This is a genomic window from Paenibacillus sp. 05T425 (genome assembly GCF_056396205.1).
Map to the genome: position 1 here is coordinate 194,133 of NZ_JBFTLA010000012.1, position 14,279 is coordinate 208,411.

A 14,279-nucleotide genomic window follows, 5' to 3' on the forward strand; every position below is an offset into this window, starting at 1 on the left:
GAGTGAACGAAATGGGCAGCTGAAGCGTCAAAGCTATAGATAGAGAGAAGGAGGAAGCGTTGTAGTGGTTGATGAGCATGGTCTAATACGCAAAGCAGCTCGCGGCGATTCCCACGCGCTTTCGGAGTTGCTGCAGCAGCATTATTCTTTCCTATATCAATATGTGCTTAAGCTGACGATGAACAAAAGCTATGCCGAGGACGTTACGCAAGAGACGATGCTAAGAGCGATTGAGAAGATCAGTGGTTTTCAAGGAAAAGCAAAGTTCTCGACTTGGCTCATTACGATTGCATCCCGTATTTATGTCGATCGGCTTCGCAGCAAGGAGCGAGAGCGCAGATGGGTGCAAGAGGAGCAGACGCTCCGAGCGATTCGTTACGAGACGCAGACGGTGCTCGGCGATTGGCCGGAAGCGCTTGACGCTATCGGGCGCATGGCCGGAGATATACGAATCGCCGTATTGCTTAAATATTATTACGGTTATGCCCAGGAGGAAATTGCAAGCATGCTCGATCTGCCAGTCGGCACAGTGAAATCAAGGCTGCATAACGGTTTGAAGCAGTTACGGAAGGAGTTGGGCGACAATGGATAATGACAATCCTAACAAAGGGTCTGACGATGAGCGCTGGTTCGATAGCCGCATTGGAAATTCCCTTAAGCAGTTCGATGATGCGCATAAACCCTATACGCCTGAACGGTTCGAATTCGAGGCGCTAGTAGGCGCTCATAAGCAAGCAATACGCCGGAAGCAATGGAAGGAATTACTGTTGCTTTGGCTGATCGGCTGCTTCCTGTTTGGAGGCATGATGTGGGTGCTGGAGCGGGATATCGTGTGGTTCGCGATTTTGCAGGCCGTTATTGCATGCGCCGCAGTAGGTTATGTAGCTGTCATGTTCGGCAAAAAGAAGGTGAGTCATCGATGGAACAGATGATGCTGGAGTCGGTATGGTTCTGGTTGCTCCTGCTGCTCATCCTAGGTACGCAATCAACTTGGCTGTTTATCGATGCTCGCAAACGGGAGCGTCTTCCATGGTTTTGGGCGTTGTGGGGGCTGATTCAGTTTCCGCTGCCGCTCATTTTCTATTGGATCTTTATCCGCAGCGGTTGGCTTAACCGCAGTAAAGGTAACGACGATTAAAAAATTTGGAGGTGCTTTGCATGAACAATATGAATGAAACGATGGATTTGTCCACCCTTCTGCCCATTATTGCGCCGATTCTCGTTATACAGTTCGTCTTAATGGTAATCGCTCTTGTGCTGTGTATTAAGGCGGATCATACGAGAGGGCCAAAGCTTATGTGGATTCTCATCATCGTGTTCGTTAGCTTATTCGGACCAATCGCATTCTTCCTCTTCGGAAGGAGAGACGGACGATGACCGTATTGCTGAAGGCGGAGGGGCTGACCAAGACGTTCGGCAGCTTCTCAGCTGTAACAAACATGAGTTTCGCTATTCAAGAAAGCCATTGCGTCGCCTTGCTCGGTCCGAACGGGGCAGGGAAGACGACTACCATTCGTATGATTGCCGGACTGCTTGCTCCTACGAGCGGACGAATTAGCTTTCAAGGCATACGAGAAGGCGGCAGCCAGCGTGAGTTGATTGGTTATTTGCCGCAGTCGCCATCCTTCTATAATTGGATGACGGGATATGAATATGCCGTGTATGCAGGCAGGCTATGCGGACTCGCTTCAACGGAGGCGAAGTCGTCTGCCAAGAATCTGCTGGAAAGAGTAGGACTATCTAAGGCTGCCGGCAAAAAAATCGGCTCGTATTCCGGCGGCATGAAGCAAAGGCTTGGCCTTGCCCAAGCGCTTATTCATCGTCCGAAGCTGCTCATAATGGATGAGCCGGTATCAGCGCTTGATCCAGTCGGCAGGCGTGAAGTGCTGAGCTTGCTTCGCGAACTGAAGCAGGAGACAACGGTATTGTTCTCTACGCATGTGCTGCACGATGCCGAGGCATTATGCGATGACGTCATCATTATTCGCGATGGACGAATCGCCCTGCAAGGAGCGATTGCCGCCATTCAGAACGAGAACCGCAGGCCGATTATCGAGCTTACGGTAGATAATGATGCCCACTCGCAGTCATGGCTTGCTGGAATGAAGCAACGGATGAGGCGCGAAGGATCAGTGTCAACGCCCTCGAGTGAAAATTTAGCCGATTTGATTGATGAGATAGAAGTAACTGCTAATCAAGGGCGGATTCAGGTGTCCGAGGTACAAGCAGCAAGGCAATTGCTGCTTGAAGAGCTTGCGAGGGAGAACATTAAGCTGTTGGATATGAAGGTAGGCCATTCTACCCTAGAAGATCTCTTCATGAAGGCGGTGTCCCAATAATGCGCTTATTCGTAATGATTCAGAAGGAGCTGCTCGAGCTTGTCCGCAGCCTCAAGCTTATTTGGGTACCGCTTGTGTTTCTATTGCTCGGCATTATGCAGCCGGTATCGAATTATTACATGCCGGTCATTTTGGAACAAGCGGGCAATCTTCCCGAAGGTGCGGTTATCGACATACCATTGCCGAGCGCGCCGAGTGTAATGGCTGGGACGCTGTCGCAATTCGGGACGATGGGTTTGCTCGTACTTGTACTCGTATTTATGGGAACGGTATCGACGGAGAGGAATAGCGGGGCAGCATCGCTTATTCTTGTGAAGCCGGTAACGATCACCTCGTTTATATTGTCGAAGTGGTTAGCTATGCTAATTCTTGCTTGGGGCTCATTGGCTCTAGGATACGCGGGTGCATGGTATTATACGGGGCTGTTAATCGGTTCAGTGCCGCCTATGCAGATTATAACAAGCGTCCTCGTATACGGCTTATGGATTACGGTCGTGATGTCCTTTACGTTATTGTTCAGCACGCTGCTTCGCAGTCCGGCAGGAGCTGCCTTCTCTTCACTTGGCCTTGCGGCGCTCATTACCTTGCTTGCGTCCTTGCTGCCGAAGCAGGCAGGCTGGAGTCCAGGTGCGCTTGGAGGCTACGCCTCGAAGCTGGCGGCGAATATCGAGTACGGAACAGCAGCAGCAGATTTTGGGTGGTCGCTCGTAAGCAGCATTATTGTAATAGCTGCAGCGCTTATAGCTGCGATCGGTGTACTCCGGGCATCGCCTGCCATAGATTGATAAGGCGTTAACCATGCTCCATTAGCAAAAATCGTAATTTCCAGCAGCTTCTCTATCTCGCGATTGGACACCGCTATTATTTTTTAGTAGGATAATAGTGATAGAATCAGCGGCGATGAAACAGGAGTTGAGGACGATGCTACAATTAGGCACAAAGGTCGTCATAGTGGCTGACCATTTCGAACAAAATTTACCCGTCGGGGATTATGGCTATATTATTGCTTATGACCGTAACGCAGACAACGTATTCGACTATGTGCTGCGAGTGCCGAAGGCGAATCGTAATTTTCTAGTTCCGGACGAGGACGTTGAGCTTGAAGAGGTGCTTATCCAAGAGGAGATCGATCGGATTGAACGAGAGGCTCTCATTGACTATGCGCTCGCTACTCACAACGAGCAGTTGTTCAATCGGATTATGAAGGGCGAAGCGGAGGAAGAGGAAGCCGAGACGGCAAGCACCGAACCGGCTAGCCCTGCGGACTTCATACGCCAGATTAATTTGAAGGCTTGGATTTAGAGACACAGAAGACCGCTTCGTCCGTTATTTGATTAACGGGCTGAGCGGTCTTTCTATTCATCATGCCATAACGTTGATGTTATTCGCGGTCTTAAGCTATAATAGGAAGAATGATTGCAGGATAAGCAACATCTAAACCTTTGAGAGAGGATCATGCACCTATGAGCATAACGATACAAGATGTCGAGCATGTAGCTAGGCTTGCGCGGCTTGAGCTGACCGACGGGGAGAAATCGCAATTCACCGAGCAGCTTAACGCGATACTGAAATATGCGGAGAAGCTGAACAGTCTGGATACCGACAATGTCGAACCGACCAGCCATGTGCTGCCGATTACGAACGTAATGCGCGACGACGTGCAGCGTGAATCGCTGCCGATTGAGAAAGTTCTTCTGAACGCGCCAGACGAGGAAGACGGACAAATTAAAGTGCCTGCGGTGCTTGAATAATAAGAATGGTTTATTTTGAAKGGAGGAACTACTGTTGGCATTGTTTGATTTGCGCCTTCAGGACGTACATAACAAGCTGAACAACAAGGAGCTATCGGTCACTGAGCTGGTCGATGCTTCATACAAGAGAATTGCGGAGACGGACTCTGCAATCAAAGCGTTCATTACATTAAATGAAGAAAATGCGAAGCAGCAAGCGGCAGAGTTGGACAAGCAACTGCAAGAGGGCGGAGAGCGCGGCCTATTGTTCGGCTTGCCTGCGGGCATTAAGGATAATATCGTAACGGATGGTTTGCTTACGACTTGCGCGAGCCAATTCCTAAGCAACTACAATCCGATCTACGATGCAACATCGGTTCGCAAGCTAAAAGCTGCGCAATCCGTGACGATCGGCAAGCTTAACATGGATGAGTTCGCAATGGGCGGTTCCAGCGAGAACTCGAGCTACTTCCCAACGCGCAATCCATGGAACACGGACTATGTGCCGGGCGGCTCGAGCGGCGGTTCTGCTGCATCGGTTGCGGCAGGACAAGTATACTTTGCGCTAGGCTCCGACACAGGCGGATCGATTCGCCAGCCTGCAGCTTATTGCGGTATCGTCGGCCTTAAGCCGACCTACGGCTTAGTATCGCGCTTCGGTCTTGTTGCATTCGCTTCATCGCTTGATCAGATCGGTCCATTGACCAAAAACGTTGAAGATTCGGCTTACGTACTGCAAGCCATCGCAGGGTATGATGCAAGCGATTCAACATCCGCTAACGTAGATATTCCAGATTACACAGCGGCATTGACCGGTGATGTGAAGGGGCTTCGTATCGGCGTACCGAAGGAGTATCTAGGAGCGGGCATCGATCCGCGCGTGAAGGAAGCCGTTATGAAGGCACTGCAAGTATACGAATCGATGGGCGCAACGTGGGAAGAAGTATCGCTGCCGCATACCGATTATGCGATTGCGACTTACTACTTGCTCGCATCGTCGGAGGCTTCCTCGAACTTGGCACGCTTCGACGGCGTACGTTACGGCGTCCGTGCAGATGACGCGGCCAACCTGATCGATATGTACCGCAAGTCGCGCAGCCAAGGATTCGGTCCTGAAGTGAAGCGCCGTATTATGTTGGGCACTTACGCGCTTAGCTCCGGTTATTATGACGCTTATTATTTGAAGGCGCAGAAGGTTCGGACGCTCATCAAGCAGGACTTCGACCAAGTGTTCGAGAAGTTCGACCTTATTATCGGTCCTACGGCTCCGACGCCTGCTTTCCGTATCGGCGAGCAAGTCGGCGATCCGCTTACGATGTACTTGAACGACATTTGTACGATTCCAGTCAGTCTTGCTGGCATTCCTGCGATCAGCGTACCATGCGGCATAGCTGACGGGTTGCCGATCGGGCTTCAAATTATCGGCAAAGCGTTCGACGAATCGACAGTGCTGCGCGCCGCGCATGCATTCGAGCAGCAAACCGAGCATCACCAAATGCGTCCGCAGCTATAAGCGAAAGCGAGCGATAAGCGGTTATATACGTTTACGAAGGGATCGATACGAATGTCTGAAGCAACCAAATACGAGACGGTGATCGGGCTGGAAGTCCATGTGGAGCTCCATACGAATAGCAAAATCTTTTGCGGCTGCTCCACAGCTTTCGGCGCACCGCCGAATACACATACTTGCCCTGTATGCTTAGGGCATCCCGGCGTACTGCCGGTTCTGAACCGCCAAGCGGTTGAATACGCGATGAAAGCCGCTTTGGCGATCAATTGCGAGATTGCTGACGTCAGCAAGTTCGACCGCAAAAACTATTTCTATCCGGATTCACCGAAAGCGTACCAAATCTCGCAATACGACCAGCCGATCGGTCAGAACGGCTGGATCGATATTGAAGTCAACGGCGAGACGAAGCGAATCGGCATTACGCGCCTTCACTTGGAGGAGGATGCCGGCAAGCTGACTCACGTTGACGGCGGTTATGCGTCGCTTGTCGACTTCAACCGCGTCGGTACGCCGCTCGTTGAGATCGTGTCCGAGCCGGATATCCGCACGCCTGAGGAAGCCAAAGCTTATCTCGAGAAGCTGAAGGCCATCATGCAATATTGCGACGTATCGGACGTGAAGATGGAAGAAGGCAGCTTGCGCTGCGATGCCAACATCAGCTTGCGTCCTTATGGGCAAGAGAAATTCGGCACGCGCGCCGAGCTTAAAAATATGAACTCGTTCCGCGGCGTTCAACGCGGTCTTGAATATGAGCAAATCCGTCAAGCTGAGATTCTCGACAGCGGCGGCGAAGTTATTCAAGAGACGCGCCGCTTCGACGATGCGCAAGGCAAGTCGTTCTCGATGCGAGGCAAGGAAGAAGCGCATGACTATCGTTACTTCCCGGACCCGGATCTCGTCCGCCTGCATATTAGCGAGGAATGGAAGCAATCGGTACGCAGCACCATTCCTGAGCTTCCCGATGCGCGTAAGGCGCGTTATACAACAGACTACAGCTTGCCATCATACGATGCGGAAGTAATCACCTCATCGAAGAAACTTGCTGATCTGTTCGAGGAAAGCCTAAGCTACACGAAGGACTCGAAGGCGGTATCGAACTGGATTATGGGCGAGCTGCTTGGTTACTTGAACGCGAACAGCCTAGAGCTGGATGCTGTTAAGCTTACCGGCCAAGGGCTTGGCGAGATGATCGGTCTGCTTGAGAAAGGTACGATCAATGGCAAGATCGCCAAGACTGTGTTCAAGTCGATGCTGGAGTCGGGCAAGCTGCCGCAGCAGATCGTTGAGGAGCAAGGCCTCGTTCAGATTAGCGACGAAGGCGCGCTCGTTGGCATCGTGAATCAAATTGTCGAAGCGAATCCGCAATCGGTTGAAGATTATAGAGCAGGCAAGGATAAGGCTATTGGCTTCCTCGTTGGCCAGATTATGAAGGAAACGAAGGGCAAGGCGAATCCTGCGCTTGTTAATAAGCTGCTGATTGAACGTCTGAAATAAGCCGGCGAATTATATTTGCGGCAAGTGTAATGATAAGCAAGAAGGCAGGTTGTGGAGCTCTAAGGAGCACCCGGCCTGCCTTTTTCTATGATTGTATTAGCCTGTATGGACGATGGTTGGCATACAATTATGTTACAATAACGTGTAGAAAGGTCGGGATGAATCGAACATGAATCCAATTGAAAACCCATGGTACATTAGCGAACTTCATATTTTTTTACGTCTTATGCTTGCCTTGCTGCTTGGCGGACTTATTGGTTTTGAGCGTGAGCAGTCGATGCATGCCGCCGGATTGCGAACGAATATACTCGTCTGTCTCGGCTCATGTTTGCTCATGATGCTGTCCATATACGGTTTCTCGGCGTTCGTCGACGAGCCGAATGTCCGTGTTGACCCTGCAAGGCTAGCCGCGGCTGTTATTACAGGCGTGGGCTTCCTCGGAGCGGGTACGATATTATTCACCGGGAAATCAATTACCGGTCTGACGACAGCTGCGTCGCTATGGGTCGTGTCGGCGATAGGGCTTGCGGTAGGCGCAGGCTTCTACTTCGCTTCGACGGTAACGACGGTGATGGTGCTGCTTACGTTATGGGCATTCAATAAGCTGGAGAAAAGATATATACGTGCGAAGAAGGAGCAATTGCTTAAGATTGAGGCAACGGATCAGGCTGAAATTCTTCGTTCCATTAACACACTGCTCAGCGACAAGCAGATCGTGATTCGTAAAATGCTGCTGCAAGAAAGTGAAGGCGACGGAAACGGGCGAGTAGCACTGCATTTTCACGTTTTAATGCCGAAGTCAGAACCGTTGTTTGATTTGCTGGAGCATATAAAGCATCTGGAGGGCGTGCATTGGGTAAGCTCGGAGTAAAACGCAACAAAAGAAGATGGGTGGCAGTTCTTCTCGCTTTCCTATTGCCTGGTACGGGCCATCTCTATGCCGGCCAATATCCGAGAGGACTGCTGCTGCTGGTCGGTTATTTCATTGATGTGACAGCGATTATAAGGTTGGCGGATTCGGATGGCGGCAGGCATCTGCTGCTAATCGTTTATTTGGGACTGATGCTGCCCGTGTTTTATTTCATGAGCGTATACGATTCGTTGCAGAGCTTGGAGCGGGGAGAAGAAGCTCCTATCCATGTTGGTTTGTCGCATGGAATAGCACTTACTGCTGCTGGCGGACTGCTCTTCTTATTGGTCAAGCCTCCTGATGTTATATTGCCATGGATGAATGAACTGGCTGAACTAAGCGTAGGTCCGGCTATTATAGGAATTGCCGTTGTATTATTGGCGTTTAGGCGAAAGAGGTTGGTGACAATGTTCAAACTAGGTCGATATACGGCAGCCGTATTGATCGTAGCTGTGGGCGCTTTGCTCCTGTGGGATCAAATCCAAGGACGCAACGATATTGCGCTGCTTGGCCAGTGGTGGCCGGTTATCTTTATTATGCTTGGTATTGAAATGATTATATACAGTCTTCGTTCGCGCAAAATCGTGCAGAAGCTAAGACTCGACGTTGCAGGCATTTCGGTTGCGCTTGTTATTTCGTTAATGGCCTATGTAGTTACCCAGTATGCCGACTTTCCTTTTAGATGGCTCGATCAATGGAATGTGGACATAAGCGGCATTTCAGAATATGGGGAAGAAAAAGGCTTCCGTTATGATAAGACGGTTGTTAAAGTACCGCTTGATGAGCAAATCTCGTCTATTCGAATCGTGAATCCGAATGGACAAGTTACCGTTCGTTCCGGCGACGTCGAGGAAATGGAGCTGCTTGCAACGGTATGGGTCGATGTGGAGGATCAAGCCGAGGCAGATTCAATCGCGGAACAATCAACCGTTAAAGTAACGCCGGGCAGCGAGGTTGCCTTTGAAACGAAGGGCCAAGCCTACGGCGCTAACGGCAGCCACAAGCCTAGAATGAATCTGACGTTGACGATACCAATGGCGCTATCCGATCAAGTGTATGTCGAGGAGCCAATTGCTGCCGAACCGCCGCCAATAACGACAGATCAGCCTGGCGTTACGGACGAAGGAACAGCAGTTACGCCTGATGTTACAGATACGGGCACGAATGTTACGGCCACGCCGCTAGCCCCTTCAACTACGAGCATGCAAGATGAGCAACAAGAGATGGAGAGTGCCGTCAGTCTGAAAATCGAATCGGAGCTAGGCGCGGTCGACGTGTCAGGCTTGCTGCTTCCGGGCGGTTTAGACATTCGAATCAGCAGCGGCAATGTGAAGGTCGATCATATCGTAGGCGAAGTTCAGGTTAAAGGGATCAACGGCAATGTTCAGTTGCAAGAGGTGAACGGCGACAGCTCAATCGAGACGAAGAACGGCACGATCGCAGCAATTGGAATCAAAGGTCAGCTGTACGCGAATACATTGAACGGAAGCTTGGAACTGCAGGATGTTGGCGGAGATCTTGAAGCAGAGACGAAGAACGGCAAAATAAAAGTAACCGGAGCGGATGCATCCATCAAAGCGGATACGTTAAATGGATCGATTGAGGTGAGCAGCGATCAAGTGGGCGGCGACTGGGATTTGGACAGCTCGGTAGGCGAAATACGGCTTGTATTGCCCGAAGTCGGCGACTTTGCCATCTATGGGTCGGTAACTTTTGGAAACATTGCAAGCGACTTTCCGTTCGATATAAGCAAGAAAACGATTCGAGGCTCAGTAGGGGCGGGAACACACCGTATTCAAGTTAATGCGAACAACAGTATTTCGTTGAAAAAAGCTGGGCAATGATATAGATGCGCTTTCATTGACAAATTCCGAAAGAAGAACGTACAATAGTAATAAGAATAATTACTAAGAAAGGCGTGAGGGGAATGGGAGCCAGCGTAACACAAGCACTTGAACAGTTGAAAATGAATGGCGTCCGTATGACCCCGCAGCGTCACGCCATATTAAGCTACTTGATGGATTCCATGTCGCATCCGACAGCAGATGAGATTTATAAAGCGCTCTCGCCTAACTATCCGAGTATGAGCGTAGCTACGATATATAACAATCTGCGTTTATTTGTTGAAGCAGGCTTATTGCGTGAATTGACATATGGCGATGATTCTAGCCGGTTCGATTCCGATCTTTCCGACCATTATCATGCGATATGCAAGAAATGCGGGTCAATCGTTGATTTTCATTACCCGCCTTTACTCGATGCGGAACGCGCAGCATCAAGTGAAACGGGATTTATGGTTGAAGGACATCGAATGGAGATTTACGGTGTTTGTCCTCCATGCGCAAGCCAAGTTAATTAACCAGCAGAGCTATGAACCCACACAGAAACGTGCAGCATGCGGCATTCCGCTGATCTGCACGTTTTTTTGATGCTGAGACTTTCCTTCGGAAAGTTTTAGTATGCCCATAGCTGTAACTATTTTGATACAATATTCGTATATAACTCAGTTTATACTGCATCTACTGACATAGAGGAGAGTGATGGTTTGGAGACGGCTCAAAGCCGAACGCCGCGCCGCAAGCGGAAGAGCGGAATCGGAATTATATTTTTGTTATTTGTTATCGCAGCGGCAGCCGTTCTTGGCTGGTACGGATATATGAATTTCATACCGAACAGGGAGCAGACGGAACCTGAGTACGCTTCGGAGCACCCGATCATTGTAGGCGGAGCGGAAGCTGACAAAGGCGCTATTATCGAAAATAATGAGATTAAGCTGCCGCTTCCGGTTCTTGAACAGCTGTTAGGACCGGACAAACCCGTCCGATATGAAGCGGATTCAGGATCCATTATCTTCACAACAGCTAACAAGGTCCTGCATCTGAAGACCGACTCCTTGACGGCGACTGTTAATAGCAAGCCTTTTGACTTGACAATTGCTGCCGAGAAGACGGAGGCCGGCGATGTCTATATACCGGTAGCGCCGATTCAGGAGCTATACGGTCTGCAGGTTGAATATGTGGAAGAGACGGGGATCGTAACCGTGCTCGTCGCTGGAAATGCGGTGCAGCGTGCAGAAGCTACTGATGCCGATGGCGCAGCAATTCGAACGGAACCAACCATTCGAGCGCCGTACACTCAGAAGCTGGAATTGAACGAATTGCTTCGGATATGGGGCGAGGAGGATGGCTGGTTCATTGTGCAGAGCGGGGACGGAAATATCGGCTATATGAATAAAGGCGATGTGAAGCTGACCGAAATTGAACGAGTAGCTGAACCGGACCGCGAGCCTGCTTTTGTCGCCTGGAAGGTGCTTGGCAGCAAAATCAATATGACTTGGGAAGCGGTTTATTCCAAAAACCCAAATCCTTCGGCAATCGGACCTATGCCAGGCGTTAACGTAGTGAGCCCGACTTGGTTCGAATTGGCGGACGGCAAAGGTACGATTAATGGAAAGGCCGATCCGGCTTACGTCAAATGGGCTCATGGGAAAGGCATGCAAGTGTGGGCATTGTTCAGCAACGGCTTCGAGCCGGAACAGACGACAGCTGCACTCGCCACGGTGGAGACACGTTTTCTTATGATCCAACAGCTGTTGTCTTTCGCAGAGCTGTATAATTTGCAAGGGATTAATATTGATTTTGAGAATGTGAAAACGAGCGATAAAGAAAACTTGGTCCAATTTGTTAGAGAACTGACGCCTCTGCTACACGAACAAGGGCTGGTCGTGTCGATTGATGTKACTCCAAAKTCGACTAGTGAGATGTGGTCACTATTTTTGGATCGTCCCGCGCTGGCCAAAGTTGTAGATTATATGATGGTAATGGCCTATGACGAGCATTGGGCTTCGAGTCCTAGATCCGGCTCGGTCGCATCGCTTCCATGGGTCGAAGAATCGCTCCGACGTATTCTGGAGGAGGATGCCGTACCTGCTAATAAGTTAGTGCTCAGCATGCCTCTATACACGAGAATATGGACCGAAGCGAAAGGTGAAGATGGTATTGTGAAGGTGTCGTCCAAGTCGGTTGGCATGGACAAAGTGAAGCAAATCATTGCGGATAAGAAACTGAAGCCCGTATTGGATGAAGCGGCGGGGCAAAACTACGTTGAGTATACAGAGGATGGCGCACTCATGCGGATATGGATAGAGGATGACTTGTCGATGAAGGCTCGCGTTGCGTTAGCCCGCAAGTATGATCTCGCAGGAGTCGCAACATGGCAGCGAACATTCCAGACGGAAGCCATATGGACAACCATAGATGAAGCACTCAACAAGCGCCCGTAATCATACCATAAGAACAAGAAAACACCCTTCCGGAGAAGGGTGTTTTCTTAAAATATAGGAAAGTATAAGTTTCACTCTTATACCTCTGCCTATATTTCAACGCGAAACGAAAGCTTATGCCGCCAAGGGACGGCACAGAACCGAGCTGCGCAAAAACGCAGCTAACGGTTCGTGCGTAGCGACAGCCGTTTAGGAATGTTGCTCCGAAGGCTCTGCAGTCGCTTGAGCGGGATCAAGCGTAAGTATCGTTTTGCAATACATGCAGCGGTCAGTCTTGCCAAGCATCTTCGTAGGACGTCCGCACTCGGGACATTGAAGCATCGTCGCACTTGTTGACATCATGCCCGCCCAGAAGTAGACAGCGACGCTGATTAGCAAGGAGATCATGCCAATAACCATGAAGATTGCGGCAATGATCTTGCCAGCTTGTCCCCAGAACACAATGCCGGCTGTGCCGAGAATCATTACACCCATTCCGACGAGCGTAAAGACTAAGCCCCATAGGCGAAATTCGTTTATTTTAGCTGATTTGAAAAAGATCTTATTCATTGTTCCAATCCTTCCTAAGTCTTTATGCTTATGAAATTGAGACCTGTTTTCTTTTCGGACGAAGCAGGAAATAAGAGCAGACTTGTCGAAAAAGAATTAAATCCGTAGATTAATATTATAGCTTAATGGAATCTGATTAGCTATATGGAGGAAACAGTKGAACATATAAAAAGTCATTTCAACAGCCAATACTGCAACGATACCGATCTAATCAGTCTTGCAGCGATCGAAAATCCGTATCCATACAATCCTTTGATCGATGGACTGGACCTGTTAGTGCTCGCCGTATTGGACAAAGAAACTATAGAGAACAGCAGTGAGCATGTACAATTCGAAGGCGAACGCGTATGGATTAGAACGATTGATAAGAAGAGCTTGGAAGCTTGGATATCGAGCGGTGAAAACCGGAGTATCATTGAATGGATCGTTCGGGGGGAGATTCTGTTGGATCGGGAAGGCTATTTGGGCAGTGTGCGTGAGAGCTTGCTTCAATTTCCTCACTCCTTGCGCGAACAGAAGCAGCTTGTCGAGTTCTCAGGATTTTTAAGAACATACTTGCAGGCCAAGCAGGATCTGCTTGACGGCAACTTGCTTGATGCGTACAGTCATGTATTAACTTCATTGCATCATTGGGCGCATATCGTATTAATAGAAGAAGGACGTCATCCGGAGCTTACCGTATGGAAGCAGATGCGGCTTGTACATCCGGGAATCTATAAGCTATATGAAGAATTGTCTGCAAGTCCGGAGACGCTGGAGCAACGCGTACAGCTCGTTATGCTTGCCTGTGAGTTCTCGGTTATGAATAAGATGAAGTCGAGCTGCTCGCTGCTGCTTAAGATTTTAGCGGATAGATCAGAGCCATGGAGCATTGCGGAGCTTCAGAGTCATCCAGACATTAAAGTACTTCATGTAGACTTGTCCCTTTTATTGCAGAAGCTTGTTAAGCGCTCCTATATTAGCGAGGTTGCTGTAATGAAGGAAATCGATGACTCCGGCATTATCGAGCTTCGGTATAGACTAGCCAATCATAGTGCGTAACCTTGAACCGAACTTGTGGCCGTTGCCCCTTTCAATTGAATGGGAAAGCGGCTTTTTCTTTGCTCAAAAAAGATTCGGCAAGAGGCTTGACTTGTTAGAAGCCTATGTGTTAAATTAGTAATCGCCGCTTTTGAAGAGGAAATATTGAGACAAACGACAGATTAAAAAAAATGTCGAAAGTTGAAAAAAGTACTTGCCAAGAGATAGGCGAACGTGATATATTATAAAAGTCGCCGCTGAGACAAAGCGCCGACAAGCAAGAAACGAAAGACAAGAGATTGTTCTTTGAAAACTGAACAACGAGCGAAACTGCCAGTTAAGAAGCTTCGGCTTCTAACTAAAGCAATACAAAGTAATGAGCAAGTCGAACTACCTTTATGGAGAGTTTGATCCTGGCTCAGGACGAACGCTGGCGGCGTGCCTA

General features: G+C 49.4%; 16 protein-coding genes. 15 read left to right on the plus strand and 1 reads right to left on the minus strand.

Going from position 1 to position 14,279, the window contains the following annotated elements; all coding sequences use genetic code 11:
• The first annotated feature begins 64 nt into the window (after positions 1–64).
• The 14 genes from sigY to AC1DF0_RS25235 all read left to right on the plus strand — a co-directional run bounded on the left by sigY (position 65) and on the right by AC1DF0_RS25235 (position 12,265).
• Complete coding sequence (gene sigY / locus AC1DF0_RS25170; protein WP_477575899.1) at positions 65–592, plus strand: RNA polymerase sigma factor SigY; 528 nt, start codon at positions 65–67, stop codon at positions 590–592.
• Entirely contained in the window at positions 585–932 is a 348-nt protein-coding gene (locus AC1DF0_RS25175; protein ID WP_477575901.1) for a YxlC family protein, read from the plus strand. The genes sigY and AC1DF0_RS25175 overlap by 8 nt, the downstream gene beginning before the upstream one ends.
• Complete coding sequence (locus AC1DF0_RS25180) at positions 920–1,138, plus strand: sigmaY antisigma factor component (protein WP_477575903.1); 219 nt, start codon at positions 920–922, stop codon at positions 1,136–1,138. The genes AC1DF0_RS25175 and AC1DF0_RS25180 overlap by 13 nt, the downstream gene beginning before the upstream one ends.
• A gap of 20 nt (positions 1,139–1,158) precedes the next feature.
• Positions 1,159–1,377 carry a PLD nuclease N-terminal domain-containing protein gene (locus AC1DF0_RS25185; protein ID WP_477575905.1) on the plus strand — a complete coding sequence of 73 codons (219 nt, stop codon included), beginning with the start codon at positions 1,159–1,161 and terminating at the stop codon, positions 1,375–1,377.
• Positions 1,374–2,339: an ABC transporter ATP-binding protein gene (locus AC1DF0_RS25190; protein WP_477575907.1), complete on the plus strand. Its 966-nt coding sequence runs from the start codon at positions 1,374–1,376 to the stop codon at positions 2,337–2,339. The genes AC1DF0_RS25185 and AC1DF0_RS25190 overlap by 4 nt, the downstream gene beginning before the upstream one ends.
• Complete coding sequence (locus AC1DF0_RS25195) at positions 2,339–3,124, plus strand: ABC transporter permease (RefSeq protein ID WP_477575909.1); 786 nt, start codon at positions 2,339–2,341, stop codon at positions 3,122–3,124. The genes AC1DF0_RS25190 and AC1DF0_RS25195 overlap by 1 nt, the downstream gene beginning before the upstream one ends.
• Positions 3,125–3,260: 136 nt before the next feature.
• The gene (locus tag AC1DF0_RS25200; RefSeq protein ID WP_477575911.1) at positions 3,261–3,641 is read left to right on the plus strand and encodes an ATPase; all 381 of its coding nucleotides are present in this window, start codon (positions 3,261–3,263) and stop codon (positions 3,639–3,641) included.
• A 161-nt stretch (positions 3,642–3,802) separates the two neighbouring features.
• On the plus strand, positions 3,803–4,090 hold the full coding sequence (gene gatC, locus AC1DF0_RS25205; protein ID WP_337100866.1) for an Asp-tRNA(Asn)/Glu-tRNA(Gln) amidotransferase subunit GatC: 288 nt from the start codon (positions 3,803–3,805) through the stop codon (positions 4,088–4,090).
• Positions 4,091–4,124: 34 nt separating this feature from the next.
• Positions 4,125–5,582 (plus strand): Asp-tRNA(Asn)/Glu-tRNA(Gln) amidotransferase subunit GatA, encoded by a 1,458-nt coding sequence (gene gatA, locus AC1DF0_RS25210; RefSeq protein ID WP_477575913.1) that lies wholly within the window; start codon positions 4,125–4,127, stop codon positions 5,580–5,582.
• A 51-nt stretch (positions 5,583–5,633) separates the two neighbouring features.
• Positions 5,634–7,073 carry an Asp-tRNA(Asn)/Glu-tRNA(Gln) amidotransferase subunit GatB gene (gatB, locus tag AC1DF0_RS25215; protein ID WP_477575915.1) on the plus strand — a complete coding sequence of 480 codons (1,440 nt, stop codon included), beginning with the start codon at positions 5,634–5,636 and terminating at the stop codon, positions 7,071–7,073.
• A gap of 178 nt (positions 7,074–7,251) precedes the next feature.
• Positions 7,252–7,944, plus strand: a complete 693-nt coding sequence (locus AC1DF0_RS25220) for an MgtC/SapB family protein (protein WP_475824521.1) — start codon at positions 7,252–7,254, stop codon at positions 7,942–7,944.
• On the plus strand, positions 7,926–9,827 hold the full coding sequence (locus AC1DF0_RS25225) for a DUF4097 family beta strand repeat-containing protein (RefSeq protein ID WP_477575917.1): 1,902 nt from the start codon (positions 7,926–7,928) through the stop codon (positions 9,825–9,827). Before AC1DF0_RS25220 ends, AC1DF0_RS25225 begins: the two co-directional genes overlap by 19 nt.
• Before the next feature lie 83 nt (positions 9,828–9,910).
• Positions 9,911–10,342, plus strand: a complete 432-nt coding sequence (gene perR / locus AC1DF0_RS25230; RefSeq protein ID WP_337100862.1) for a peroxide-responsive transcriptional repressor PerR — start codon at positions 9,911–9,913, stop codon at positions 10,340–10,342.
• Between the two features lie 186 nt (positions 10,343–10,528).
• Positions 10,529–12,265, plus strand: coding sequence for a glycosyl hydrolase family 18 protein (locus AC1DF0_RS25235; RefSeq protein WP_477575920.1), 1,737 nt, complete (start codon positions 10,529–10,531; stop codon positions 12,263–12,265).
• Between the two features lie 189 nt (positions 12,266–12,454).
• Here the strand turns inward: AC1DF0_RS25235 and AC1DF0_RS25240 are convergent, their stop codons facing one another.
• Entirely contained in the window at positions 12,455–12,814 is a 360-nt protein-coding gene (locus AC1DF0_RS25240; RefSeq protein ID WP_337100860.1) for a YgzB family protein, read from the minus strand.
• A gap of 144 nt (positions 12,815–12,958) precedes the next feature.
• Between AC1DF0_RS25240 and AC1DF0_RS25245 the strand changes: the two genes are divergently transcribed.
• Positions 12,959–13,855 (plus strand): nucleotidyltransferase-like protein, encoded by an 897-nt coding sequence (locus AC1DF0_RS25245; protein ID WP_477575922.1) that lies wholly within the window; start codon positions 12,959–12,961, stop codon positions 13,853–13,855.
• Positions 13,856–14,279 lie beyond the last annotated feature (424 nt).